The organism is Pseudomonas sp. F1_0610, from assembly GCF_047470865.1.
Lineage (GTDB): Bacteria > Pseudomonadota > Gammaproteobacteria > Pseudomonadales > Pseudomonadaceae > JAZDRH01.
Genome location: NZ_JAZDRH010000015.1, coordinates 1 through 25,347, shown reverse-complemented (window position 1 = coordinate 25,347; position 25,347 = coordinate 1). Strand labels below are relative to the sequence as shown.

At 43.4% G+C, this 25,347-nt stretch carries 26 protein-coding genes; 25 read left to right on the top strand and 1 reads right to left on the bottom strand.

Annotated features, from left to right (window positions below):
* The first annotated feature begins 120 nt into the window (after positions 1 to 120).
* The 6 genes from VQ643_RS09585 (at position 121) to VQ643_RS09560 (ending at position 5,833) form a co-directional block, all read left to right on the top strand.
* Positions 121 to 549: a hypothetical protein gene (locus VQ643_RS09585; RefSeq protein ID WP_414199550.1), complete on the top strand. Its 429-nt coding sequence runs from the start codon at positions 121 to 123 to the stop codon at positions 547 to 549.
* A 296-nt stretch (positions 550 to 845) separates the two neighbouring features.
* Positions 846 to 1,175 carry a phage holin family protein gene (locus VQ643_RS09580; protein WP_414199549.1) on the top strand — a complete coding sequence of 110 codons (330 nt, stop codon included), beginning with the start codon at positions 846 to 848 and terminating at the stop codon, positions 1,173 to 1,175.
* Positions 1,156 to 1,845, top strand: coding sequence for a hypothetical protein (locus VQ643_RS09575; RefSeq protein ID WP_414199548.1), 690 nt, complete (start codon positions 1,156 to 1,158; stop codon positions 1,843 to 1,845). The genes VQ643_RS09580 and VQ643_RS09575 overlap by 20 nt, the downstream gene beginning before the upstream one ends.
* Positions 1,846 to 2,095: 250 nt before the next feature.
* Positions 2,096 to 3,331, top strand: coding sequence for a hypothetical protein (locus VQ643_RS09570; protein ID WP_414199547.1), 1,236 nt, complete (start codon positions 2,096 to 2,098; stop codon positions 3,329 to 3,331).
* Positions 3,324 to 3,845: a hypothetical protein gene (locus VQ643_RS09565; protein WP_414199546.1), complete on the top strand. Its 522-nt coding sequence runs from the start codon at positions 3,324 to 3,326 to the stop codon at positions 3,843 to 3,845. Before VQ643_RS09570 ends, VQ643_RS09565 begins: the two co-directional genes overlap by 8 nt.
* Positions 3,836 to 5,833 (top strand): hypothetical protein, encoded by a 1,998-nt coding sequence (locus tag VQ643_RS09560; protein ID WP_414199545.1) that lies wholly within the window; start codon positions 3,836 to 3,838, stop codon positions 5,831 to 5,833. Before VQ643_RS09565 ends, VQ643_RS09560 begins: the two co-directional genes overlap by 10 nt.
* Before the next feature lie 31 nt (positions 5,834 to 5,864).
* Here the strand turns inward: VQ643_RS09560 and VQ643_RS09555 are convergent, their stop codons facing one another.
* Positions 5,865 to 6,080, bottom strand: coding sequence for a thermonuclease family protein (locus VQ643_RS09555; protein WP_414199544.1), 216 nt, complete (start codon positions 6,078 to 6,080; stop codon positions 5,865 to 5,867).
* 258 nt (positions 6,081 to 6,338) lie between these two features.
* On the opposite strand from VQ643_RS09555, the gene VQ643_RS09550 reads away from it, so the two are divergent.
* The 19 genes from VQ643_RS09550 to VQ643_RS09460 form a co-directional block, all read left to right on the top strand.
* Positions 6,339 to 6,833 (top strand): terminase small subunit, encoded by a 495-nt coding sequence (locus tag VQ643_RS09550; RefSeq protein WP_414199543.1) that lies wholly within the window; start codon positions 6,339 to 6,341, stop codon positions 6,831 to 6,833.
* Positions 6,775 to 8,787, top strand: coding sequence for a phage terminase large subunit family protein (locus tag VQ643_RS09545; RefSeq protein WP_414199542.1), 2,013 nt, complete (start codon positions 6,775 to 6,777; stop codon positions 8,785 to 8,787). Before VQ643_RS09550 ends, VQ643_RS09545 begins: the two co-directional genes overlap by 59 nt.
* A gap of 11 nt (positions 8,788 to 8,798) precedes the next feature.
* A complete protein-coding gene (locus VQ643_RS09540) occupies positions 8,799 to 9,014 on the top strand; it encodes a hypothetical protein (RefSeq protein ID WP_414199541.1) in 216 nt (71 codons plus the stop codon).
* Positions 9,014 to 10,609 carry a phage portal protein gene (locus VQ643_RS09535; protein ID WP_414199540.1) on the top strand — a complete coding sequence of 532 codons (1,596 nt, stop codon included), beginning with the start codon at positions 9,014 to 9,016 and terminating at the stop codon, positions 10,607 to 10,609. Before VQ643_RS09540 ends, VQ643_RS09535 begins: the two co-directional genes overlap by 1 nt.
* Complete coding sequence (locus VQ643_RS09530; RefSeq protein ID WP_414199539.1) at positions 10,609 to 11,841, top strand: S49 family peptidase; 1,233 nt, start codon at positions 10,609 to 10,611, stop codon at positions 11,839 to 11,841. Before VQ643_RS09535 ends, VQ643_RS09530 begins: the two co-directional genes overlap by 1 nt.
* Positions 11,842 to 11,850: 9 nt before the next feature.
* Entirely contained in the window at positions 11,851 to 12,198 is a 348-nt protein-coding gene (locus VQ643_RS09525) for a head decoration protein (RefSeq protein WP_414199538.1), read from the top strand.
* 9 nt (positions 12,199 to 12,207) lie between these two features.
* Positions 12,208 to 13,233 carry a major capsid protein gene (locus VQ643_RS09520; protein WP_414199537.1) on the top strand — a complete coding sequence of 342 codons (1,026 nt, stop codon included), beginning with the start codon at positions 12,208 to 12,210 and terminating at the stop codon, positions 13,231 to 13,233.
* Between the two features lie 2 nt (positions 13,234 to 13,235).
* On the top strand, positions 13,236 to 13,523 hold the full coding sequence (locus tag VQ643_RS09515; RefSeq protein ID WP_414199536.1) for a hypothetical protein: 288 nt from the start codon (positions 13,236 to 13,238) through the stop codon (positions 13,521 to 13,523).
* Between the two features lie 6 nt (positions 13,524 to 13,529).
* A complete protein-coding gene (locus tag VQ643_RS09510) occupies positions 13,530 to 13,835 on the top strand; it encodes a hypothetical protein (RefSeq protein WP_414199535.1) in 306 nt (101 codons plus the stop codon).
* Positions 13,836 to 13,837: 2 nt separating this feature from the next.
* The gene (locus tag VQ643_RS09505; protein WP_414199534.1) at positions 13,838 to 14,263 is read left to right on the top strand and encodes a hypothetical protein; all 426 of its coding nucleotides are present in this window, start codon (positions 13,838 to 13,840) and stop codon (positions 14,261 to 14,263) included.
* 12 nt (positions 14,264 to 14,275) lie between these two features.
* Entirely contained in the window at positions 14,276 to 14,446 is a 171-nt protein-coding gene (locus VQ643_RS09500; protein WP_414199533.1) for a hypothetical protein, read from the top strand.
* A gap of 3 nt (positions 14,447 to 14,449) precedes the next feature.
* Positions 14,450 to 15,220: a hypothetical protein gene (locus VQ643_RS09495; protein ID WP_414199532.1), complete on the top strand. Its 771-nt coding sequence runs from the start codon at positions 14,450 to 14,452 to the stop codon at positions 15,218 to 15,220.
* Positions 15,221 to 15,283: 63 nt separating this feature from the next.
* Positions 15,284 to 15,778, top strand: coding sequence for a DUF4124 domain-containing protein (locus tag VQ643_RS09490; RefSeq protein WP_414199531.1), 495 nt, complete (start codon positions 15,284 to 15,286; stop codon positions 15,776 to 15,778).
* 57 nt (positions 15,779 to 15,835) lie between these two features.
* Positions 15,836 to 19,177 carry a phage tail length tape measure family protein gene (locus tag VQ643_RS09485; protein ID WP_414199530.1) on the top strand — a complete coding sequence of 1,114 codons (3,342 nt, stop codon included), beginning with the start codon at positions 15,836 to 15,838 and terminating at the stop codon, positions 19,175 to 19,177.
* A complete protein-coding gene (locus tag VQ643_RS09480; RefSeq protein ID WP_414199529.1) occupies positions 19,174 to 19,563 on the top strand; it encodes a hypothetical protein in 390 nt (129 codons plus the stop codon). The genes VQ643_RS09485 and VQ643_RS09480 overlap by 4 nt, the downstream gene beginning before the upstream one ends.
* A 56-nt stretch (positions 19,564 to 19,619) precedes the next feature.
* Positions 19,620 to 23,183 carry a hypothetical protein gene (locus VQ643_RS09475; RefSeq protein ID WP_414199528.1) on the top strand — a complete coding sequence of 1,188 codons (3,564 nt, stop codon included), beginning with the start codon at positions 19,620 to 19,622 and terminating at the stop codon, positions 23,181 to 23,183.
* A 37-nt stretch (positions 23,184 to 23,220) separates the two neighbouring features.
* Positions 23,221 to 24,168: a hypothetical protein gene (locus tag VQ643_RS09470; protein ID WP_414199526.1), complete on the top strand. Its 948-nt coding sequence runs from the start codon at positions 23,221 to 23,223 to the stop codon at positions 24,166 to 24,168.
* Positions 24,168 to 24,944, top strand: a complete 777-nt coding sequence (locus VQ643_RS09465; RefSeq protein WP_414199525.1) for a hypothetical protein — start codon at positions 24,168 to 24,170, stop codon at positions 24,942 to 24,944. Before VQ643_RS09470 ends, VQ643_RS09465 begins: the two co-directional genes overlap by 1 nt.
* Before the next feature lie 46 nt (positions 24,945 to 24,990).
* Positions 24,991 to 25,347: AbiH family protein (locus tag VQ643_RS09460; RefSeq protein ID WP_414199524.1), on the top strand; the 357-nt coding region annotated here is incomplete at its 3' end.

Below are 25,347 nucleotides of genomic sequence, written 5' to 3'. Positions count from 1 at the left end.
TAGACACCCTAGAACCCTAGACAATTTATTATAACTTATTGATTTTATTAGTTTTGAATTGACTAGGGTTTGACTAGGGTTGGGGTGTTTTGACTAGGGTTGGTTAAAAAGGAGCCAGAAATGATTAAAAACGTAGACCTTTTATTGCAGTTTTGGGGAAGTGAGTTAAAAAACGGGAAGTTAGAAGCCAGTATTCCTTCAATGCTTGGAAGTTTAGCTGAGGATTTGGCGACGACAGGGGTGCGTAGTAGCAGTAGTAAAGATTTAAGCCTTGTGCCAGCGCATTTAAAGCTGAGCAGGCTGGCTGATGATGTGGACTGTGCGTTGTTGATGATGTTTAACGATAAAGATAGGGGCGGGTTGGGCAATACGGGACGAGCAGGTAGCTTATGGCGCTTGGCACGGGTGCGGTATGTTCGGTGTGTAGGTGTGCCGATCAATGAGCAGTTGTTAGTGTTGGGTATTAGTAATGGTACATATAAGCGATGGTTGAGTGATTTGCATGAATTTATCGCTGGAGTTTTCCCAGAATACGTTGATGCGGCTTAACCGTTCGTCGGTTGCCGATGCAGGATAAGTGCAACATAAGCGCAACTTAACATAAGCATTCGCAAGTGGCGTTTTTAGGGGGTTTACGCCATTGCACCTTTTGAGCAACATAGTATGCATACTTTGGTTTTGACGCCTACGCGAAAGCAAATTAAACAGTGGAGGTTGTTATGTAAAGCCAAATCACGAGCACTCGCTGTGCAGAGTTGATTCCACCACCACGGTTTCAATTCCAAAACCCCAGTACTGACCTACGACTCCAGTGCTGGGGTTTTTCTTTATCAGGACGTTAAAGCATGAATGATGAGCAACAACTACTGCATGATATTCCTATCATTATTTTGATTTTAGTAGCTGCTGCTGGCATGGCTGGTGAGTTACGACAAGCGGATATACCAGGGCTTACGGTTGGCGAAATCTTAAAGCGAGTGTTATTACGCTGGTCATCATCTGCCTTATTTGGTGTGTCTACTTTGATGATTGCCCAAGAGTTAGGCGGTAAGTTAATGCTAAGCGCGGCTTTGGGCATGATTGTCGGGTTGCTAGGCGCCGATATTGCAGGTGCTATTTATACACGTGTGATCGCTAAGAAAGCAGGGGTTAAGTATGAGCAGCGTCAAGATTGATGGCATTGCTGAACTCATGCAAGAGCTGGAAAGTCTAGGTTCTAAAGCCAATCAGGCTATGGCTGATGCGCTTAACCATACAGCAAATCAGGCACGGATAGCACTTAGGCAGTCAATGTCTGATTCCTTTACTAATCCAACTAACTTTACGTTGAATGCTATACGAGTGATCAATGCTAAAAAGGCTGATCCTGAGTCTGCAGTCTTTGTTAAAGATGATAAGGGCAAGGGCGGGCAAGGGTTCGCGGCTGCTGAATGGTTTGCACCACAAGTATTTGGTGGTGAACGTTTCAGTAAGAAGAGTGAGATAGGGCTGCGTAAAGCTGGAATACTTCCTGCAGATATGTACATAGTGCCAGCAGCAGGTGCCAAGCTAGATAGGTTCGGCAACATGAATGGTCGCTATGTCAAAAAGATAATGGATGGCTTAATAAAAAGCAGAAGCCAAAAGCCTGATCCAAAGTCTAAAGACGTTGTGTACTTTGTTATTCGAAAAGGAACGCGCCCGATTGGTATTGGTGAACGTGTTGGCAAGTCATCAAAGATGGTTATAGCTTTCGTACGTAAACCGAACTATGCCCCGCGCTTAGACTTCTTCGGGGTTGTAAGTGAGGTTGCTAATCAAAACTTAGAGAATAATTTAGATCTGGCTATTAGTAAGATGTTATGAGATTTTGGAAAAGCAAGAATTGATCATTGAACACCTTAGAATGGTTGGCTAGAATGCAAATATTGTACTAATAAAAAATTTCGATTTTTAACATAGAATAGTTAAGAGTCAGTATTTGGGAAATTTATGAGCACAGGTCAGCCACAGTTAGCAGATGGTGAAATTATTCAAGAACTATCTGATTTGAAAAATCAGGTGGATTAACTGTGTTTTCTGAAAAAGCAATTCAGCGAAAAATTGACACTTTTGTATGACTACAGAGACTATCAATAGGGAAGCTGGTGACTCTGGTAAAGGCTTTAGATTACAGCTCATCAGGGCGATAAAGCTCATGCTGCAAACGATTCAGCAGGATCAAAATACTGTGTTTTTTACTGCAGTGGAAAATTTTGAAGATGTTTCCCATCAGACTATTGTAGCTGGAGAAGTCAGTAATTACTTCGAAGAAGACAAGAATTATGACCTGAATGGGAATTTCACAATTTTTAGCCCTCCTGTTATTAATACGTTGGTCAGTTTTTATGACATCTATGTAGATCAGTTTCGCACTAGTAACAGTGTTTATTTGGGCTTTTATACAACGAGAGATGTAGGTAAGGAGAGAAAATTCAAGCTCAATAGCGGTAAAGAAATAACTCTACCAAAAAAACCAATTTTAGAAATTCTTCAATCGTTGGATGACGTTTCAGATGAAACTATTAATTTGGTAAAAGAAATTCTTGTTGAAGAGTACGCTTCCCAATATAAAGAAAAGTCTAAATCAGGAAACTTAGAAACACTTCAGAATGAAACTGTTGATAGGTTTAAAGAGTTTTGGAAGAAAATAATATGGCATTTTGGTCAGGAAGATGAGGATGCTCTCAAGCAGACAGTTTTAAAGGATATTGAGAATTCACCACTTCACAATAATGCACACATAGGCAAAGAAAATACTATATTTTGTTTGCTAATGGAAAAGCTGAGTCAAAGACAAAATAGTAAAAACTTAGTCGATAAATTGGTTCATAGTTCAGATGTAAAGTTGGCTTTTAAAGAAGCAGAGTCTCAAATTCCTGACGAAAGTATAGATCCTACATGGCGTTATATCGCTGAGATAGAAAAGAATGTGACCGATAAGCGAAATCTGAAAGAAAAAGTGCTCTCAGTAATAAAGAATATTTCAGATCGTCGAATTAGACTGTTAGCAAGAAAAGCAAGTGGCTCTAAGTATGAAGAGCGTGAAGCGGACAAGTCTTTTTTGTCTTTGAAGTATCGTGTTTTTGAAGCTTGTGAAGAATATTTTTCAGGTGACGGGTATGTAGTCCCTAAAAACGGCGGCGAATTGGATGCTATTCTTCAAACTCTTGTATCAAAAGCAGTAGAAGATATTTCTAAGTTAAAGACAGATTACAAATATACAATTTCTAATGATAAAACAATAGAAGGAATTATTTGGAATTTGTTTGATGGGTGTTTTTTAGCTTTTGATGAGCATAGTGATGAGTGATATAAGTACAAAGAAAAGGCTAATGTACCTAAGCGGTGAAGATTTCTATCTTTATTGCTATTCAGTTTTGGTTATTTTGGATTCTTTAGGCTGTCGTGATGGAAAATTTTTTAGAGACTATAAAAAGTTGGCTTTTTTAACTGACATTATCAGTGATGATAAAACAGTTTATGTGGTTTCTCATTCTTCAGGAAAAAAGCTGAACCCTAAAGATTATGAGTGTTTACTTGACAGTTATTCGAATGGCTTGATTCGAAGAAGTGAAATTCTTAAGTTGTTGTTTGTCCTTGAGAAGAGAGGATATGTGATTCTTAAGCGACGTAACATACAAGAAATTGATGTGACTTTGGCGAAGGATAATCTTCCTGATGACTTTTTGAACAGTAATGTTTTCGAGTCGGAATCTCAGAATATAAAAAAATTATCAAAAAAAGTCATTCGTTTGGCATCACTAACCCTAGATACTATGTTAAGTAAAATTTATGTTGAAAATGGAGTTAGAGCGTGGGGCTAATGCGAGTTAATAAGCTTGTTTATGAAGGAAGCAAGTATTATTTTGAGTCTAAAGAGTTCGACAAAAATATCATTCTAATTGAAGGTGATAATGGAACAGGGAAAAGCACCTTTTGTAATTTGATTTATTTTGCATTAGGTGGTGAGGTTCCAATATTTCGAAGAGATAATAATAAGCGTCACGATGAAATAACTTCTGATAGTAATAATTATGTTGATCTTTATGTCTCACTCAATGATGGCAGTTATTTGCTCAGGCGCTACTTTGAAGATAATGACGTAACAGTAATTCCCTATGAGCGGGTGGTTGAAAAAATCTATTCAGAAGATAAAAAGACTTTATTTGACGAGAAGGTAAAATTTGTTCTTTCAGAAGGTAAAACTAAAGTATATCCCATAAAGAGAAGCAGCGATGCATACGTTTTTTCCGACTGGATTCTCGAAAAGTTAGAAATAGCTGTAGTTGAGCTTTTTTATGGATACAATACATTTAAGATTAATATATCAGATTTGATGCGGTTGATTTATCACGATCAACAGCCGAACCCAGAGGGCATTTATAAAAAGCCAGATACTAATTCAACTTATGTTTCTGATTCTGAGTTAGTTCGAAAAGCTATTTTTGAACTTTTAGTTGGTAAAGCGTACTCTGATTACTACGACTCTATTGTCGAAGAAAAGAAACTGACGAGAGATAAAAATTTGGCTAGAGAAGTTGTGAGTGAGTACACGCTTTTAGCCGACAAAATGCGAAAAAATGGCGAGGATAAAAATGTCAGCTTCTTGCAGAAAGAAATCTCTGATAAAGAGCAGCAAATAGACAAGCTGCATGATGCCAGACAAGCATTCAAGCGTAATCGGTCTGGATCAAATACGATTAATCAAGATATTGATTCGTGCAAGTCAGAATTAATTGATTGCGAACTTAGATTAAGCCAATTAAAAGAAAATCTGGTCTCTGCTTTCAATGAACGGTACAAATTAAATGTAGTTAGAAATGAGTCTGTTTCAGAAATTAGTCGCATTGAAAAAGTTATTTTTTCTCACGATCAGCTGAATCTTTTTACGTCTGATACTTGTCCATACTGCTTAAGTCACGTGAATCGTGAGGAAGGGCAATGTGTCTGTGGCGCTTCGATTGAAGAAGAACAATATGAGAGGTTTTTCTACACATCAAAAGAGTATAAGGATATTCTGAGATCGAAGATTAAGGCGCTATCAACAATTAAAACTGCATATGATGATTGTGACTCTGAAGTTCAAGAGATAAAAAAAGAAATTGAGTCAGAAGAGAAGAAGTCGCAGAATTTACGTGAAAAGCTACATGAAATGCTTGGACGAGTTGACGAAACTGTTGATATTGAAAGCCTAAATAATATTGATGATAAAATATTACAACTTAGAGAAGATGTTGCGAATTTAAGTCGATTATTGGAGATTGAATCAAAGTTGGAGCGTTTTCAAAAGGACTTTGATTTGGCCAGCGACAAAGCACAAAAAGCAGGATTAAAGAGGAAACAGCTTGAGATTGAAGCTCAGCAGGACGTAACTTCAAAAGTAAATGCGTTTAGTAAAAAGTATGATGAGTTAATGAAAAATACTTTACCTGATTGCAGGTCTGCAAAGATTACGTTGGACAACTATTTGCCTTCAATTAATGAAGGTCTCTATCGGGAAACAAGCGCGCTTGTTTCAATTAGGCTGATGTACTTTATTACTCTCATGCATTTAGCCTTGTCTGATGAGTCCGTGAGATTCCCACGATTTTTACTTATTGATACACCTGAAACTGCTGGAATTGAATTAGATCATCTCAAACAGTGTATTCAACAATTGGAAGAGTTGAAAAATTATGGAGTTGATTTTCAAGTTATCATTTCAACAGGATTGAATAAGTATCCGGAGTCATTAAAGGACAATCGTGTGCTTTTTATGCCTGATAAGCAGAAAGAGCACATGCTGTTGAAGGAAAAAAACTTTTCTGTGTGAGAATTTAATTTTTAACTTTTTGCAGCTAGACCTACTGCGGTGCACGCTCCCCTTCGGGCAGTCTCGACAATCCACGCTGCGCCGCTTTAGCTTCAACCTGTAGCTTGAATAATTGACTGTCTTTGACATATCGCGGATACATCCAGTCGTCGCCAGATTTCAAAAAGTAGCAGTTGATATTCATTTTCTTTATATAAATACGTCCAACAGTTGTTCCATAGCGGTCAACATCTTGTAACCATCTCACCAGTTAGAACAGCCTTGAGTGACTGAATCACTTGAAGATATGATGGTGTTAACTGAGGATTTAACTGGTGAAATGAACTCTAAGAATATGCAGGAGTTTAATTAAATCAATGGATTTAAATCATTTTTACCTGTAACTAAAGCAAAAATAATCAAAAGGTACTTTCAGCCACCCCTACCCCGCACGGGTAATTCGAGCCGTGTTTTCTCTCTAGCTGAAAAATTTGCATGTGTGTCCGTCTTTATTTGAGGTATCTAAATGCGTGTAACTAAGGCCCAGCTTGCCAATATTGTTGGGCGTGATGAGCGCACATTATCCCGCTGGCAAAATGATGGAATGCCCGTTGCTGAAATTGGCAATGGACGCGGCAACGAAAATACATACGAAACTGCCGATGTAATCGAATGGATTGCTAACCGCGCAGCCAACGGCGGTAAAGAAAGTGTTAAAGATCGGCTTGACCGAATCCGCGGAGATCGCGAAGAACTTGCCCTAGCCAAAGACTTGGGCGAAGTCGTAATTGCTGACGAACTTGTCAGCCGCTTTGAAGCTATGATCGAAGCAGCCAAAACCGAGCTGCTCAATACTATCCCCGATCAAATAGCTACCGATTTATCTGCACGATACGGCGTAGAAATAGACGAACAACACATACGCGAACCCATCGAGCAGGCGTTGAGGAATATGGCCAACTATGACGCAACTGAAGACGGGTATTACAACGAACCCGAAATTGAGGAGGATACTGAGTAACACCGCCAGTACTGCCCTTGTGCAAATCTGCAAACGCTGGTCGCCACCTCCGAAAATGACAATTATCGAATGGGCTGACAAATACCGCTGGCTTGCACCAGAAGAAGCTGCCCGTTCAGGAAAATACAGCTTTAGCATTACGCCACATCTCACGTGGCCAAATGGACCACTTGAAGCCTTGGAAGATCCTAATATCAGCGAAATCTGTTGCCGAAAATCAGCACAGGTAGCTTGGACCTCGGGCGTTGTGGGTAATGCGATTGGTAAGTGGATTGATATTGACCCATCGCCCATCTTAATGCTATTTCCAAAAGCCGAAGCGGTTAAACAATATGTAGGCGAAAAGCTTGAGCCAATGATTGAAGCCACGCCAAGGCTCGCGAAAAAAGTCGACCTACGTAGCCGCAAACTACAACAACGGCAAGACTTCAAGAAATTCGCAGGCGGCTTCTTAAAGATGGTTGGTTCTAACTCGCCAGCAAGTGTGAAATCAACACCCGTTCCGCGAGTGATTGTTGAAGAGCCAGACGACTGTAATCTCAACCTGCGTGGTCAAGGCGACAGTATCAAGCTCGCTAAAGAACGACTAAAAACCTTCCGCAGACCTAAAGTGATCATCGGTGGCACGCCAACCCTTAAAGGCCTGTCTGCCATCGATGCAGAGATGGAGCTTTCAGACAAGCGCGTCGGCTTAGTACCTTGCCACGATTGCGGGCAAGAACATCGACTGAGTTTTGACAACTTACACTGCGATGAAGACCCAACCGTCAATCATGCTGTTTACGGCAACAAACGGCCAGAAACCGCTTTTTATACCTGCCCGCACTGCGGCTCAATTTGGGACGATAACCAAAAAAATGCAAACTTAAAACATGGGCGTTGGGTAGCAACTGCCGAGTTTCGCGGCATTGCAGGGTTTGACTTAAACGAGCTTTATGCCACGTTCTACGGCTCACGCTTTGCCATGCTCATGGAAAAGAAACTACAGGCAGAACATGCTGCAGAACAAGGCAACATCGGGCCACTTATTGCATTCATCAACAGTTCAGAAGGGCGCTCGTATGAATACGAAAGCGACGCCCCGAAAACTGATGAACTAAAAGAGCGCTCAGAAGATTATACGGAAATGACCGCACCTGCAGGCGTTCTACTTTTAACCATCGGCATCGACGTACAGCACGACCGATTAGCAATCGTCATTGTGGGATGGGGGCGTGGTGAAGAATCATGGCGTATCTATTGGGGCGAAATTCATGGCAACACTATCGACATCAATGACCCCATTTGGAAAGCGCTTGATCAAATCATTAGCACCCCCATCCCACGCGAAAACGGCGGGCACTTAGGCGTTAGTGCGGTATCAATTGACAGCTCGGATGGTACCACGAGTGATGCCGTTTATACCTACGTCCGCGCCCGTCAACGCTACGGAATTATGGCGATCAAAGGCGCATCGATTGACAGTCGTGACCGTGAAATTTACTCACGCCCACCCACTTCAATCGACTCAGGCAAGGTCACCAAAACAGGTACAAAAGCCGCGAGATACGGGCTTAAAGTGCTGATAGTTGGCACACACAAAGCCAAAACTTTGATAGACCAACGCCTGAGGTTAACAGGCAAAGGACCAGGGCGCATGCACTGGTATCAAAACATACGTGAAGACTATTTCGAGCAGCTGACTAATGAAGTGCTAGCACCGCACCCGCGCAGCCCAAGCAAAATGGTCTGGCAGAAAAAAGCAGGGCGCCGCAACGAAGCCTTAGACGTTGAAGTGTATGCCCTGCACGCAGCGCGTTCGCTAAAAACCCACTTGCTCAAAGAGCACGAGTGGGACGCACTCGAACAGCAGCTAATGCAACCCACCTTATTCAGTGAATCCACGCAACCAGTTGCCCCAGTACCTGCACGAGCCAGAGCTCGTCGCGGCAGCCGAGGGGGCGGCGTTTATTAAGCGAGGCAACCATGGAAACAGCAGCAAAACGCCTTGCCGATGTGCGTGAAGCCATCCGCGAAGTGAATACTTACGGCCAATCAGTACGTAAAGATGGGCGCGAGTTACGCCGTGCCGACTTAGCGACATTGCATCGGCTAGAACAGCAGTACTTGCGCGAAGTCGCATTAGAGAAACGTGTCAACCGTGGTGCGCCCCGAAGCCGTATTTATTACGGGGTGCTCTAATGACACAACTATCAAAAGAAACCATTCGCGAAATTGTAAAGCAAGCCGCCCAATACGCCCAGCCTAGCCACAATGTAACGGCGCAAGGCGGTGGCGGTGGCGTTGAAACCCGCTACCGTGGTGCATCGCGGGGGTTACGCTCACTACTTGGCTGGCTGCCGGGAGTACGCAGCGCCATTGCCGACCTGCCAACCAACGAGCGTCAAATGCTAGTCGGGCGCTCACGCGATGCTATGCGCAATCATCTGATTGCCCGCGCCGCGATTATGCGTCAACGCACTAGCGTCGTCGGCACAGGGCTTGTGTGTTATGCCCAAGTTAACGCGCAAAAGCTCGGAATCAGCACAGAACAAGCTCAAGAGCTAAATAGTCAGCTTGATCTAATTTGGGAAATGTACGCGCTTAACCCTGTTGAGTGCGATGCCGAAGCCACGCTTAACCATTATCAACTACAAGGCTTGGTCCTTATTTCAGCGCTGGTGAATGGCGATGCCTTTGTCGCCACGCCTTACATCAAACGCGAAGGCACACAGTTCGGCACACGACTGCAGGTGATTGAAGCTGATCGAGTATGTAACCCTGCAGACGGTTTTGATACTGAAAACATGGTCGATGGTGTTGAGTTCGACAAATACGGCGCGCCCATTGCTTACCACATCGCCAGCACTTACAAAATCGACCGTATAAACGGAAACTTTGGCGAGCGAAAATGGCAGCGTTTGCCAGCATTCGGCAAGCACACAGGGCGGCGTCGCACCCTGCATGTAATGAACGAAAAAGAACGCCCGGGGCAAAAGCGTGGCGTGCCTTATCTCGCGCCCGTGCTTGAGCCGTTACAAAAGCTTGAACGCTACAGCAGTGCTGAATTAATGGCAGCTGTAATCAGCGCCTTCTTTACCGTGTTTATTAAAAAGACGGATGGCTTTAATGACGGCGGCCTACCGATGGCTGCCATGGGTTCTCATGTACCCACCGAAGATACTGGAACTCCTGACATTCAGCTGGGTGAAGGCGCCATTGTCGACCTTGGCGAAGGTGAAGAACCTGTAACAGTCAACCCAGCCCGACCTAATGCGCAGTTCGACCCGTTCTTCACTGCAGTGGTTAAACAAATCGGCGCGGCTTTGGAAATCCCAATTGAAGAGTTGTTGCTGAATTACGACAAAAGCTACTCAGCGGCTCGCGCTGCTATGTTGCAAGCGTGGCGCTATTACAGCCTGCGCCGTTGGTGGCTCGTCAGTGAGTTTTGCAAACCCACGCGCGAGCTAGTGATCGATGAGGCCGTAGCAAAGGGCATGATCAACCTGCCTAATTATGTAGACCCAATCAAACGCCACGCCTACCTAAATGCTTTATGGGTTGGTCCAGCACGCGGTGCTATTGATGAACTTAAAGAAGCCAACGCTGCAGGTAAGCGAATCGAAATTGGCGTGAGCAACGTAGCCATGGAATGTGCGGCAATGTCGGGCGAACCCTATGCCGATATTTATAGCCAGCGCTTACTTGAAATTCAAAAGGCTAAGCAAGACGGCATCTATACTGAGCCACAAGCCAAGCCAACCAGCAGCCCACCAATTGAGGATGAAAAAGACTAATGAGCGCATTACTCACTATTGCCAGCCAACCTTGGCTTATTCAGCCCGATGCGCTCGACAATATTCTCACTATTGCAAACCGTGAGAATGATGTTCATGCGCTAGAAACTCGTTTAGGGCACAAGCTGGAAAATACCCGAAAAGTAACGATTAGCGACGGTGTAGCCGTTATCCCAGTCACTGGTCCCATCTTTCGCTATGCCAATTTGTTCACTGAAATTAGCGGCGCAACCAGCACTCAGGTGCTGGCCACTGATATTCAAACCGCGCTAGACGACCCCAAAGTTAAAGCCATAGTGTTAAACGTCGATAGCCCCGGCGGTCAAGCCAGTGGCATTAATGAACTGGCCGACTTGGTGTACCAAGGGCGCAACAAAAAACGCATTGTCGCCTACGTCGGCGGCATGGGTGCCAGCGCAGCCTATTGGATTGCCAGCGCCGCGCACGAAGTAGTAGTCGATGCCATTGGCGTGGTCGGTAGCATTGGCGCAGTGCTCACAGTTACTACTCAGCAAGAAAAAGAAGGGCAAAAAACATGGGAAATTGTCTCGCACAATGCCCCCAACAAACGCCCTGATCTTAAAACCGAAGAAGGCCGCGCCAAAGTCGGTGAAATGATTGACGCCTTAGGCACTGTTTTTCAAACACAAGTCGCCATGCACTTAGGCGTAGCGCCTGAAAAAGTCACACAAATGGGCGACAGCGGCGGTGTATTAGTCGGTCAACTGGCTGTAACAGCTGGGCTTGCTCACCGTCTTGGCTCACTTGAACAAATCAAAAGCGAACTAGCCGCTTCTGCTAGCAACCCAAACCGAGGTAATCCACTAATGACAGTCGTGAAAACAACGGCGGAACTACAAGCTGCAGTAGCGGCTGGTGAGGATCCGAAAAACATCACCATTGCCGAAAGCGTAGCAGCCACTGCAGAACTCGACAAAGCCAAAGCTGAGGCGGTAACTGCTGAACGCGAGCGTATTTCAGGCATTCAAGCGATGGCAGTAGAAGGCTTTGATGCAGAAATTAAAGCCGCTATTGACGGCGGCTTAACCGTCGAAGCCGCTGCATTAAGTTTAGTCAAAGCTAGCCAAGAACGCGGCATTAGCTTAGCGGGTATCAAAGCGGACTCTACGCAAGTAGATACCGAAACCCCAACTACCGAAGCCGACAAGAAACAAACCGAAAAACAAGGTGTGCTTGCAGCAATGCTTAAAGGCGCAGGCCTTAAAAAATAAGGAGGCATCATGCCAAATCCAATTGTTACCGAATTTACGCCAAGCAACCTTGTTGCAGGTTCATTTCCCATTCACACCAAAGGCGTGGTTATTGCCGCAGGTCAGGTGCTAATTGCAGGCGCATTGTTGGGCATTAACGACCAAGGTCACTACGTGCATAGCGTAAAAGCAGCCACCGATGGCTCACAAAACCCCTGCGCCATTTTGTTTGAAGACGTCGACGCCACAGACGGCCCAACACCAGCAGCCGTTGCACTAACAGGCGCTTTCTCGGGTGATGCCTTGGTGCTCGGCGAAGGCCACACCCTTAACAGCGTAGACGCCGATCTACGTAAACTCAGCATTTTCGTTTGCTAGGAGCCACCAATGGATATTTTTGATACACGCACCATGCTTGAAGCTGTAGAGCAAATGCATGCGCCCAGCACATTTTTGCTGCGCGCCTTCTTTAATGGCTCGGCTACCTTCCCAACCAAAACGGTTGATATCGACATCGTTAAAGGTGGTCGCAAACTAGCCCCATTTATTAACCCGCAAGTTTCTGGTGGAGCTGAAAAGCGTGATGGTTATAAGTCAAGCACTTATACACCGCCTTATGTCAAACCTAAGTTCGTTACCACTGCGGACCAGTTCTTTAAGCGTCAAGCGGGTCAAAATCCTTATGCAACCGTTAGTGCTGCCGAGCGAGCAGCTCAACAACTGGGTAAAGACTTAGCAGAGTTAAACAATCGCATCACAAACCGCGAAGAGTGGATGGCAGCTAAAGCCTTAACCACAGGTAAAATTATGGTGGAAGGTGAAGGCGTTAAAGATGAAATTGACTTCTTGATGCCTGCTGAAAACAAAATTGTTTTAGCTACAAAACAATGGGGCAGTAAGGACGCCAACCCTATCGAAAACCTGCGCAAATGGAAGCGTCAAGCCCAGCAAGCTAGCGGTCGCTCAGTCACTACAGCAGTGTTAGACGCCGCAGCCTATGATGCTTTGTTAACAACTCCAAGCTTTTTAGAGCAGCTCAATACCCGTCGTATTGATCTAGGCTTTATCAAGCCTGAAGAACTGCCAGAAGGCGTGACCTACATTGGTTATCTCAATGATCCGGGGCTTGATTTGTATGCTTACGATGGCTCATATATTGATGATCAAACTGGAAATTTAACGCCGTATCTAGATGAAGGGCGTGTCATTATGGGACCAACTGTGTCAGCGAATAAACGCTTATACGGTGCAATTCAAGACCTTGGCGCAATCGAACAAGGCGCCATTGAAACGGCTCGCTTCCCAAAAACATGGATAGAAAACGACCCAAGCAGGCGCTTGCTACAAGTAATTTCTGCACCGTTGGTTGCTTTGCTTGAAGGCAACGCCTTTATCTCTGCCAAAGTGGTGTAGTTATGGCCACGACTAAACAGCTAGTAGTAGTTGATGGTTGTGTTCAAGTAGATAAAGCTTATCAAGTTGGCGAAGTACTACCGAAGCTGAACAAAGCCATGGTTGATCAACTAATCAGCCTTGGTTATGCGCAATGGCAAATTCCTGAAACGGCGCAGGATCAACAGAGTCAGAATGATGATAATTCTGCTACTAACGACGTTGATCAGTCTGATGAAAATCAGGAACAACTGGATCAAGCAGGCTTAGATCTGGATACCACTGTAGAAGCAACCGAATCTAACGAGTAACCCACCATGCCCAGCATTTTTCAACAATCGCTGGCACGTCTCGATACTGCAGTAATGCAAACCCTAAACGATGGCACAGGCACTCTTTACGACAGTAAAGGGGAAATCGTCGCGTCCGAAATTAGCTATCAGTTCGATAAAGAATATATCGACCAAAGCAACTACGGCGAACGCGCCAAAGCCATCACATTAAACCGACGGGATCTATCAAAAATAGATCCCAATGGTCATTTTGAAGCAGGCAGCCTCAGCCTCAAGCTAGCAGGCATAGTCTTTGATGATGGCTACCTCATTGCCTTTAAAGTGGTGTAGCTATGAATGAAGACAAGCAAAGCAGTTTTCTACAACAGCTAGCCGACAAGTTAAAAGAAGTGCCTCTTTTTGGAGGCAGTATTCAAGAAGGCTATGTGCCGCATGTTGTCGACAGTGAAGACGAAAGCCTACCTGCGCAGTTCATCATCTTGCAACCTGGTGAAACTGAAGAAAAAGAGCGTATGCACAACAGTGTAATAGAAGCACACACAGTGCTAATCACCCTCGTCACTAAAGACCGCAACGCCGCCGCCCAACTTCGCCAAGCCCGCTTGGAAGTTAAACGCTGTTTAGCAGGCAAATGGGCAAACCTTCAAGGCACACAAAAAGTCTACTTCAAAACCGAAAACCCCATGCCCGCCCAAGCTGGCTACGTGTTTTCGCTGCATGTAATGCCGCTGTATATCGAGTACGTGCAACCCATTTAATCAGGAGGGCATATGGCCCAAGTAACAGTTAAAACGCCGTTCATTATGCGAATTGGCGGTGAAAACGTGCTCTTTAAAAAAGGCACACAAGAACTAACTCAACAAGTAATTGAGCATGCTGAAAAGCATGGTTTTTTAACGAATCAAAAGGCTGCAGAAAAAGCAGATACAAAAGGAGAATAAGCCATGTCATTAGGCGGAAGTGTCCAGCAAGTTGACCGCTCATTTATTGGAGCTGGGAAAGTTTATGCAAAAATATATGGCTCATCTGATGAGCTTATTCATTTAGGAAACATTGATGAGTTCAACTTAACTTATGAGCAAGAAACCAAGAAAAACCCTAACTATATGGGTGGAGGCGGTGTTCGCAATACGTTAACAAGAATTACGTCAGTAAACGCTGTAGTTGGTATGTATGATTTAACGCCTGAAAATATTGCTTTAGTTACTCAGGGTGCTAATAAATACCACGATAGCGTTGAAATTAAAGATGAAGTCTGTACTTCTGGCGGTGTTATCGGTGAATCAATTAGTTTTGAGACGTTGCCTGATTTGAGTAAGCCTGTAACTATTAAATTGCCAGATGATACAGAGCTTAAAGTTGGTATAGATTATGAAATCAATAAATACGGCATAGTCACACGTAGCAATAAAGTTACTAGTGCAGGTATAAAAGCTTCATATACATCACTCAATACTGTAGATATTGAGATGTTATTAAGTAATTCGCCTACTTTGCGATTAGAAATTCAGGGATTGAATGAGGCTCAAAATGGTGAGCCATACAAGCTAATTGCATACAAGGTTAAGTTTGGTGTGACCCAAAATTTTGCAGTATTCGGGCAAGAGTATGCAAAACTATCAGCTACAATTGAGTTGCTTGCTGATGATTTTATTCAATCTGAAAATATTTCAAAGTTCTGCTACATGAAAGCAGAAAATAAGAATGGTAAATAGCTACATATTTGGTAGCCCGAGAATTTCGGGCTACACTCTCTTTAAATTATGAGGAGAGTTGTTATGTATAAGTTGTTATTGTTTTTACTGTTAGTACCATCTTTTGCAAGTGCTGAAATTTATAAATGCACTAATTCTGCAGGTCAGATTGAGTTTAGGCAAACCCCTTGTTTGTCTGGTAATTCAGAGTTGGTACAGTCAAGTCCTGCTGTTAAAATACCAAAGCCAGAGTTAACAGCTAGATATATGGACCCTCTGGAGTTGCCAGCATCAACAATTGGGAAGATGGCAAAAATATCAGCATTAATGGACATCGCAAACATAAAGGCTAGGGATTGTCGTGTAGATCTTGAGGTTCGAAAAAAATATGATACTTGTAAAGACTTTTTAGCCTTTATAGTTGAAGGATCTCAATATGATCAAGCAATGCAGATAGCTACAAATCTCACGACTGAAGAAATTAAAGAAGTTGAGTTTGAATACAAACAATTGTTCCCCAAGTTGAAACGAGTTATTCAGGCTAAAGAATTTGCTTTAGCATCAATCAAACAACTCTAAGATTAATTGTTTGTAGAGCCCGCCTAGTGCGGGTTTTTTTATGCCCGGAGAAAAGTAATGAGCATCAAAGACAAGTTGATACAGGTCATTCTCCAAGGGAGGGACCTACTGAGTCCTGCCGCTAAAAAATCACGTGATGCCTTAAAAGAGCTGCGTGATGAGTCAGAAACACTGCGCACTGAGCTGGATAAAGCACAAGAAAATATAGGCTTAGTTAATACAATCACGCGTTTAACTAAAGAAGCGCATGTTACTCAAGCAACAATAGTACGCACTGAGCGACAAATTAAAGACTTACGTGCTGAACTTGAAGCTAATCCTGATAGCAAGGGGCTAGCACAGTCACTCCGTGACGTTGAACGTGAGTCTGAAAAGGCGCGCAAAAAGCTAGATGAGCTCGGTGTTGAGAATGGCCAGTTGCTCATAAAGGCGCACGAAGCAGGCATTAAAGTTCATGATCTTGCAAGTGAAGAAAAACGCTTAGCTACTGAATTAGACACTGCAAAAAAAGCATTGCAAGCCAATGGCAATCAAACACGACAACTAGAACAAGAACAGCGTAAAGCCGCTAGGGCTGCCGAGCAGCAAGCGAGATCAACAGATACGATCAAAGAGGCTATGAAAGCCGCTCGTAAAGAGGTTTGGTCGTTTGTTGGCAGTTATTTGTCATTAAAAGCAGCTTATAATGCGTTGAAGTCGGTTACAGGAACCGTTGTTGATGGCTTTAAGTCAATTTTTGCAAGTGCTAGTGAGTCTGAACAAGTATTAGCTCAGTTAGATGCTGCGTTGCTCAGTACGGGCAATCAAATTGGCATGACTGCAGAAGAGCTGCAAAAGATGGCGCTTGCAATGCGCGATACATCGATGCGCTCAACAGAAGACATCACAGCAATGCAGGTGTCGTTATTAACGTATACCAATATTGCAAAAGAAGAGTTTCCACGTGCATTACAAATTGCTATTGATCAGCAACAGCGTTTTGGAATGGATATTACACGCTCTGCAGAGTTGGTAGGTAAAGCGTTACAGCGTCCAAGTAAAGCTATGAAAGCTCTGTCTGAGCAAGGTTTTGAGCTAACGGCTTCTCAACAGCAGCTTCTAAAAAATCTTGAACGTAGTGGCCAGATGGCTAAAGCTCAGTCGATGATTATTGACTTAATGACAGAGTCATATGGGAAAGCAGCCCAGGCTGCACGTGATGGAACTTTGGCGGGCTCTATTAAAGGCATAGGCGACAAGTGGGACGATTTTAAAAGTAAGGTAGCCGACGCGGGGGCCTTTACTTTTCTAAAAAATAAGCTCGATGAGTTCTATAAGAAGCTGCAAGAAATGGAGCAGGACGGCTCACTTGCCCGGCTTGCAACATCGATCAGTGACATGTTTGTAAATGGTGCAACATGGGTCGAAAACTTTGTTAAAAGCACACTGAAAATTGATTTCAAAACCATTGATAAAGATGCGGCTGCATTAGCCAGTAACTTTGGCGGTTATCTTGATGATATTAAGTATCGTTTTGAGCTGTTTACAGCGCCGTTTAGAATTTTCTATCACGGCTTAAAGTCGGGTATCTCGTCCATAGGCATGTATTTTACTTGGCTATGGGACGTGATGCTTTCAGGCGCTGAGCAAATGGCTAAAGTCGTGCCAGATATGTTTGGCGGCGATAAACTGGCAGAGAACATAAAAAACGCACGTAAAGAGCTTGATCACTTTCATGGTTACTTCGAAGAGAGTGTTAATAGTTCTGGAGAGGAAATTAGAAAGGCGTGGGATACGTTAACAAGTGATGCTAAACAATCGTTTGCTGATCAAGAAAAAGCGGCAGCAGAGAGCGCTGCTGAAATCGCTAGAAAACAAAAAGAAGAACAAGAGAAACAAACAAAACAATTAGCCGCAGAATCAGAAAATCGACGCAAACTAATACTTGATGAGATTCAAGCGCAGACTGAATTGTCTGTTATTTTTAATGCCATTGATACGACAAAAAGTGTCGCCGAAGTTGAAAAGCTTAAAGCTGCTTTTTGGCAAATGTATCAAGAAGGAAAAATCTCACAAGAGGCGTTTAACGGGCTTAGCTATGCACTATCAGAGCAGCTTAAAAACTTAGGTGGTTCTGCCGTTGAAGCAGGAAAAGACCTTGAATCACTGGAGGGTATTTTAAGAGCTATTGGCAGTGCTAAGAATGATCTTGATATTGCGATGGCTAAAAACGCGCTTAATAAAATGTACCGCGAGGGCATGATTGGGCAAGAAGAGCTAACGCGAGGACAAGAGGCATTAAACCGCAAAGTAGCAGAACTTAAATCTATCAGTGCAAGCACAGGCTCTTCTTTTGTAGAAGATCAACAAGTGCAACGTGTTGAAGTTGAGCAGACAACTGAAAGTTATCGCAAAGCCATTGGCAACCAGATGGAAGCTAATCGCCGTTTTAGTGGCAGCATGGGCGATGTTTCAGATTCGGTGATGCAATCAGCGGCAGCAGTTAACTGGTTTGATCAAGTGCTAACCAATGCTCGCACGCCTTTGGCGCAAATGTCAGAAGAGGCTTTAGCTGCGTTCGATAAGCTACAAGGCATTAAAAATGTTGATACGGATATTGATTTATCGGGCATTGATGCGCTGAAAAATAAGCTCCAAGAAACCGAAGAGTCTATTGCGCGTATCCGCTCACTTAACCATTTCAATGATGGCTTTAACATTTGGCAGTACAAAACGCTGATGAACTCTAAGCAGATTCAAAAAGAGTTTTTACAGCAGCGCCTTGAAGTTGAAAGGCTAGTTGAGTCGTATGAGCGTGGCGGCATGACTGCAGTCGAATTTCAAAAACAAGCTGCAGCTGCAAATAAAAATATGAAGCTGCTCGGCGAGAACGACTTGCAAGGACTTAACTCAGCATTGGACGCAGCTAATCAGCGTATTGCGCAGATGAACGAAAGCACACAGCAAACACTGCAGTCGTTAAATGAGGAACTACTGCAGCTGGAAGGGCGACAAGATGCAATTGAACAATCGCGCGACCAAGCAAAACGTAATGATCTCAATCGCCAGCTCGCTGAAGCACAAGCTAGTGGCGATAAAGAAGCCATTGCAAATATGCAAAAAGCGATTGAAACATTGGGCAAAATCGAAGATCAACGCGCCCGCAATGCGCGTGACGAAGTGGCACGTAAAGAGCAAGACGAACGTGATAAAGCGGCTAAGGAAGCCGAGCAAGAGCAGCAACGTATCGAACGCGAAAAGCAGACAGTAGAGCCAGCTGTTGAACAACCAAAGCAACCAACGCAGGTTATCCAGTTAGAGTTGGCGGGTAAAAAGCCGTTAACGGTGGAAGTCGATGGTGAGCGTGGCGGTGATGAGCTGCTTGATATTCTCAAAGAAGCAGGGTTAAGAACGCGATGAAACTAGACAGCTTAGAACTGGATGATCAGTTTGATTGGGTTGATGAGTTTGATTGGGATGCTATCGGGCAAGAGCAGGACCGCAGCGTGAGTGGTCAGTTCTTAGTACAAGAAGCAGTAAAAAGCTTTGGTCGCCCGATTACGTTAGAAGGTGGCGATGGGGTTTGGATGCCGTTGTCACTTGTTCGTCAGCTTGAAATCTTGCGTGACCAGCCAAACCGTAAAATGCCCTTGACGTTACCTGATGGTCGTCAATTTTGGGTGATCTTTAATCGTGCTGAGGATGCTCCACTTGAGATCAAACCGCTATATCGACAAGTAAGACCAAGTGACACTGATCTTTACACTGTCACGATACGCCTGATTAGCGTCTCCGCACCTTTGTAAATTAATACTTTATTCAAACCCGCCTAGTGCGGGTTTTTTATTGCACAGGAAATACTATGGCCATCGAAATTGATGACGTAAAACTACTGAAAAGCCAGCGTTTAACTGATGAAGAAGATGGCGGCGGGCGCGCAACAGGCGAAGCGATTATTGATAATGAGATGAAGAACTTGTTTCATGACATCTCACGCGTTGATAGAACGGAAGGCCGTACTTCACTACGTAAAGTATTTGCTGGTGTTGTCGCGCAAAACAGTGAACCTTATCTGGGTGCTCATACAATCATTAGTGCATCGCCTAAAGACCCTTTAGTTAATGCATTATTGTTTAACACAAACAGTCAAACAGATGAACGCAAAGATGCAGCAATGTTAATTGAAGGGTATGTGATGCCTTCAATTATTGCCGATTTTGACTTGTTAGGTGATCAGTATCCTGGGCAGCGTCAAATTACAGCTCTTCAGTTTGAAGAACGCCGAGTCCCTGAAATTGGTGATGTATTTCAGTTAGTGACTAAAACGTATGATCAATTTGTTCGTGTGTCTGCAGTTGAGCATGAGATTAGAACATTTTACTACATCGATGAGGCGGGCAAGATTCAAGAGTTCCAGCGGCGTTATTTGGCAATCAGTATTTCTGATACGTTGCGCAATAAAATGCCCGGTGGTCAAGCACATCCATTGGGCACTACTGAGCGCAATTTGGACGGTGAAGCTAAAGCTACTGTGCGTGCGACAGCTGTTGCAGATTCAGCTCGTTACTTTGGCATTAGCAAATTAGCGTCAGCAGTCACACAAGGTGCTATGAATCTAACGGTTGATTCTATTTTTGCTCAACTTATTCCTAGCACCATTAAAGAACATGCATTAACTGATCAGCCAGGCGGCGCCCGTAAACGTTATAGTTTGGCTTGTGCTAATAAAAAACGAACATTAGAGCTTTCGTTTGTGAGCACTTCTGCAGGTCAAAGTCGTAGTTACTTAGGTACAGGGGCGTTGCGTGGCAGTGTCGTACTGACCATCAATGGCGAAGTATTACGTGATAACAGCCAAGGTGAATTAAAAGCACAAACAGATACGTCTAACTTTGAGCGGGTGCTGATTGATTATGAAATGGGCATGATCACTGTTTTTCGGGCTTCAGCATTTACAGGACGTGCCAGTGTTGAATATATCGTGGGTACCTTACTAGCGGGGCAAACAGTAACTGGCGAAGAGGCCATTAAATTAGGTAACCGAGGTTATGCGTACACATTTAACTTAAGTGAAGCCAAGCCACGCCCTGGTACTTTTGAATTAAGTTTTCGGGCGCTTGGGCGTTGGTACCACTTACAAGATACAGGTAGTGGTGAGCTATCGGGCGCGGGCACAGGGAGTGTTAACTTTCAGACGGGTGCTGTGAGTGTCACTTTAGAAGCTTTGCCGGATGTGAATACGTCTTTGATTTATAGTTTCGTTATGCAAAATGAAACGAACTTTCATATTCATGAAACCGAGGTCAACGCGACTCAAATTAAGGTTGTTCACGAGCTCAAACAACAAGGTATTAATCCAGTCGGCGTGGTGGTTAAATCATCTCATAGCGGGCAAGTATTGACGATGACTAGTGATAGCCGTGGTCAGTTTAACGCAGCTCACGCAAAAGGTAGCATCAATGGCGCTGCTGGAATTTTAACGCTGTACTTTGAACAGACATTGGATCCGGGTACTGCGATAGATGTTGAATATGAAAGCGGATCAACCATTGATTTTCCACTTTCAATGAGTGCCGATGCGACAGGTATGAGCAGTGGCACAATTCAAGGTGCGCCGCTTAAGCCGGGTAGTGTATGGCTGCGCTGGGATTGTAAACGCAAAGCCGTGGTACCACAGTTTGAAACAGAACGAGGATTTGGAAAAGGAAGTGCTTCAGTTACAGAGCATCAAACTGAATCATTAGAAAAGCATGAAGCACGTGATGACGGCGCAGGTAATTGGGTTGGTGTTGATGGCTCTATTAACTATCAGACTGGTGCATTTAGTGTACGTACTGAGAATATGTATGACTATAAAAGTTATCATGTTTATTGGCGTCATGAGAGCTGGCGATTAGGTGAAATAAACACACCACAAAAAGAAGTATTTGCAGGCACTATGTTGGTTCGCGCACAAGATGCTGCGGTTGGTTTTGATGATGAAAAGGAAGTGATTTCTACTGCTGCTATTACGATTGATTTAATCAAAGCAGGCGGTGCTAATTTGCTGCCTAATTCATTGTTACTGCAGTGGGGTGGTGATACTTATACAGACCGCGATGGTGTGCTGTATAAGAACATTGATAGCCGCACTAATGCAGGGTCAGTGGTTGGTACTGTCGACTATGCAAAGCGTACTGCTAAGTTTCAAACATGGCCAGAAAACGCGCCCAATAAAATGCAGCTATTAGCTGCGTTAACCAGCGATACAGGCTTTAGCACATCACAAGTTTATTTTCGCACACCAGGGACACCCGTTCGCCCAGCATCAATCCAGATTACAGCGTTACGCAGTGATACTGGTGAGATCATTACAGCTACATCTGACCTAAACGGCAAAATCGACAAAGGGGTTATTAAAGGTACGGTTGATTATCAAGCGGGCATCGTACGTGTGCGTTTTACGAGTGATGAAAAAGATGAGACAGGCAAAAGCGATATTCAAGTGATTTCTACACTTATACGCTATAACGCTGTACTGCAAAGCAGCACTCCTGTTTCAGCAAATCGTATCGGCTTGGATCCTGTTCGTCTGCCTGCGGATGGGCGAGTGCCGATTTATCGAGACGGTGACATGCTTGTGATTCATCACACCGCCGAACTGATAGTAGCCAGTCCCAAAGCAGGCGATACGATTCAGTTGCCTCGCGCTGAACAGGCAGCGATCTATGTACAAGATGCAAACGGAAACTATCTGAACAAGCAGCAGTTTAGTGTTGATCTTGAGGCGGGCACGCTAAAGTGGGCAAATCCTATTAATTTAGTAACACAAGATAATGAACCCGCTATTTTGCCGCTCACTGTTTTTGATCGTATTGAACATATGACGATTGTTACAGAAGCGCAAATAACAGGTGAGATTAGTATTAGTTCACCAATGCCTTGGGATATGCCTGCCAACGAAACAAAAGTGTCTAGTGCATTAATGCATGGTGACCTACAAGCACGGTTATATCGTTGGTTTACCCAGAAAACATGGAATATGGGCAAGCCCAACTGGACTGATTTTCCTGAGGGCGATAAAACTACGGCTCAATATAACCAGCTTAACTACCCGCCTATTGTTACAAATATGGGAAGTATTGCAGGCAAATGGGCGTTAGTTTTTACGAGCTCTACTGTTTTTAATGTTATAGAAGAAAAGCTGGGAGTTGTTGGGCAAGGTAGTGTAAATGCTGACTGTGCACCGATTAATCCAGCAACAAATACACCTTATTTTTTAATCAAAAAAGAGGGATGGGGTGATGGATGGTCGCCTGCTAATGCCGTTCGTTTCAATACAGATGCTTGTCTTGGTGATATGTGGGTTATCAGAACTGTTCAGCCTGGTAAAGGTACCGTTAAAGAAGATAGTTTTAAAATCCAAGTGCGCGGCGATGCCGAGTAATAAATAGCGCTCGAAAGAGCGCTTGTCTGAGGCTGTTATGGCTAAACCAATTATTTATACATCTGAAGATACCAATGGCCCGGGCGTTGCATTAACGGGCAATATTCAAAACAAACTCAAGCAAATTTTAAAAAGATGCTTAGTGGATGGATATCCCGGTAAGCCTGCTGCTGGTTGGAAAATGATACATGAGCATCCAGAAGGGTTCTCTATGACCAACGGCATTGGCATTATTAACTTTGCATCGAATCAAGCTGGGCAGTCACAAACCACTGCTGTGGTTTATCTTGCAGAGACTGCTACTGATGTGAGCTCAGCTGTCATTAAAGGAATCAACTTAAGTTCAGGACAGTTTAAAGCTGATTTTAATTCAATCACAACTCGTCATCTTTTAGCGTTCAACGGAACGTTGAGAACTTTAAAAAATGTGAGATGGTGTGTTGTTGCTGATGATAAAACTGCTATTTTTTTGATCAATGCAGCAGATGGGTATTCACAGCCGGTCTGCAGTCTTTATTTCGGTCAGTTTGCATCTGACTACTTTAAAGATGAAGCTGCTTTCATTTGTGCAGGCGGCATTATTAATACTATTAATTCTGCAACTGATAATAACTTAGACGCGGTGAGTTACTTAAGAAATCCGAAAACGGGCGTTGTTGATCAAGCTAATCCTTTTTTGAAAATTTATCCTTATTCTCGTAGATCACAAGTCGTAGAAACAAAAAATCTTGACTATTTTAGTGAAGAGACAGAGCTATCAAAGGCTCTTGTACACTTTGATAACGGTATGTGCGGACGCTTAAGAGGTTTGTTATACAGCGATATGCTTTTGGGATATGGCTGGAAAACAAGCTTGTTAAATTTAGGTGTAACTAATCCACAGTTTAATGACATTTTAGATTTCCATAATGTTGGTATAAATATTGCATTTAATCGTGGTTATTGGGGTGGATGTTTTGTCACTGATGATGAGGATTATTGGTAATGTTTAAGCGCGCCTACAGTTATAAAACCATTGGCTACCAGCTTCCAACTGCTCGCAATATTTCTGCTGCAATTACTGAAAATGGAAAAATAACGAATACAGAAAAAGTAGGTGTTGTCTTTGATGACCTACTAACCAGAAATTCATTAGTTTTTTTTATTTTTAAAGATGGGATTAATGCGGCTATAAAAGCTGCAGCACAAGAATTAGACGGTCACAGAGCGCTGATATTTTTCGATTATCAGACGCCACGTAATGTAGCTATACGCTCTGTTTATATTCAGCAAGATACTCATTTTTCTATTGATTTAAATGATGGTGCTGGTTCAGGTGGTGCTGAGCAAACAAACGAAGCAACACTAGATGCAGTCATTAAAGTTGATGGCGACTTTTCAAAACGCACTGTGATTGCTGTTGAGAACACAACAGATGACCGGTGGCGATATGCTGGAAGCTCAGCGGTTGATAAAGAAGGCATCGTTGAATTAAAGGTGACGGGAGGTGATGTGTATGCCTTTGCTATTGATGACTTCGGCAAGCCTTTTCAAGCCAATTTAGCGGTTGAAATAGGTGACACTATTCGGCCGAGTGAAATGCTTGGCTGGCTGTACAAAATAACGCAAGCGGGAACGCTACCTAGCATTGAGCCAAAATGGTGGTCAATTGAAGGGGATAACCCAACACAACAACTAGGCACTGCTCGTGCTCAAGCAATTCGTTACTACCAGCCCATCGCCCATGGTCCAATTCCAGTGGAGCTTGTTATAAACAAATAATATGCGAATATGCATTTTATTTGAAAGCTTTTACGGGGTGTATAACATGAGATTGTATATAATCGGAAATGGATTTGATTTGCACCATGGGTTAAAAACCAGATATACAGATTTCGGCATATTTCTAAGAGATGAGTACAATGATGTCTTTGAACATTTGCAGGAGTTTTTTGGTTTTGATGATTTGAATCCTTCGGTGTCTTCATCGCCAGTTGAGTCAATGTGGAATGACTTTGAAAATAATTTAGGGGCGTTAGATGTACCAACTGTCTTAGAAGCATATTCTGACAGTTTACCAAATTACGGATCGGATGAATTTCGTGATCGTGATTATTATACTTATGAATTTCATATAAAGGAGTTAGTTGAAATAATAACAACAAAATTATTTGAAGCCTTTAGA

Coding starts and splice junctions, on each gene's coding strand:
- VQ643_RS09470 (WP_414199526.1), top strand. CDS start 23,221: ATGGCTAAACCAATTATTTATACATCTGAAGATACCAATGGCCCGGGC.
- VQ643_RS09500 (WP_414199533.1), top strand. CDS start 14,276: ATGGCCCAAGTAACAGTTAAAACGCCGTTCATTATGCGAATTGGCGGT.
- VQ643_RS09535 (WP_414199540.1), top strand. CDS start 9,014: ATGACACAACTATCAAAAGAAACCATTCGCGAAATTGTAAAGCAAGCC.
- VQ643_RS09475 (WP_414199528.1), top strand. CDS start 19,620: ATGGCCATCGAAATTGATGACGTAAAACTACTGAAAAGCCAGCGTTTA.
- VQ643_RS09495 (WP_414199532.1), top strand. CDS start 14,450: ATGTCATTAGGCGGAAGTGTCCAGCAAGTTGACCGCTCATTTATTGGA.
- VQ643_RS09510 (WP_414199535.1), top strand. CDS start 13,530: ATGCCCAGCATTTTTCAACAATCGCTGGCACGTCTCGATACTGCAGTA.
- VQ643_RS09485 (WP_414199530.1), top strand. CDS start 15,836: ATGAGCATCAAAGACAAGTTGATACAGGTCATTCTCCAAGGGAGGGAC.
- VQ643_RS09525 (WP_414199538.1), top strand. CDS start 11,851: ATGCCAAATCCAATTGTTACCGAATTTACGCCAAGCAACCTTGTTGCA.
- VQ643_RS09575 (WP_414199548.1), top strand. CDS start 1,156: ATGAGCAGCGTCAAGATTGATGGCATTGCTGAACTCATGCAAGAGCTG.
- VQ643_RS09515 (WP_414199536.1), top strand. CDS start 13,236: ATGGCCACGACTAAACAGCTAGTAGTAGTTGATGGTTGTGTTCAAGTA.
- VQ643_RS09545 (WP_414199542.1), top strand. CDS start 6,775: ATGACGCAACTGAAGACGGGTATTACAACGAACCCGAAATTGAGGAGG.
- VQ643_RS09550 (WP_414199543.1), top strand. CDS start 6,339: ATGCGTGTAACTAAGGCCCAGCTTGCCAATATTGTTGGGCGTGATGAG.
- VQ643_RS09570 (WP_414199547.1), top strand. CDS start 2,096: ATGACTACAGAGACTATCAATAGGGAAGCTGGTGACTCTGGTAAAGGC.
- VQ643_RS09565 (WP_414199546.1), top strand. CDS start 3,324: ATGAGTGATATAAGTACAAAGAAAAGGCTAATGTACCTAAGCGGTGAA.
- VQ643_RS09585 (WP_414199550.1), top strand. CDS start 121: ATGATTAAAAACGTAGACCTTTTATTGCAGTTTTGGGGAAGTGAGTTA.
- VQ643_RS09520 (WP_414199537.1), top strand. CDS start 12,208: ATGGATATTTTTGATACACGCACCATGCTTGAAGCTGTAGAGCAAATG.
- VQ643_RS09540 (WP_414199541.1), top strand. CDS start 8,799: ATGGAAACAGCAGCAAAACGCCTTGCCGATGTGCGTGAAGCCATCCGC.
- VQ643_RS09465 (WP_414199525.1), top strand. CDS start 24,168: ATGTTTAAGCGCGCCTACAGTTATAAAACCATTGGCTACCAGCTTCCA.
- VQ643_RS09530 (WP_414199539.1), top strand. CDS start 10,609: ATGAGCGCATTACTCACTATTGCCAGCCAACCTTGGCTTATTCAGCCC.
- VQ643_RS09480 (WP_414199529.1), top strand. CDS start 19,174: ATGAAACTAGACAGCTTAGAACTGGATGATCAGTTTGATTGGGTTGAT.
- VQ643_RS09580 (WP_414199549.1), top strand. CDS start 846: ATGAATGATGAGCAACAACTACTGCATGATATTCCTATCATTATTTTG.
- VQ643_RS09490 (WP_414199531.1), top strand. CDS start 15,284: ATGTATAAGTTGTTATTGTTTTTACTGTTAGTACCATCTTTTGCAAGT.
- VQ643_RS09505 (WP_414199534.1), top strand. CDS start 13,838: ATGAATGAAGACAAGCAAAGCAGTTTTCTACAACAGCTAGCCGACAAG.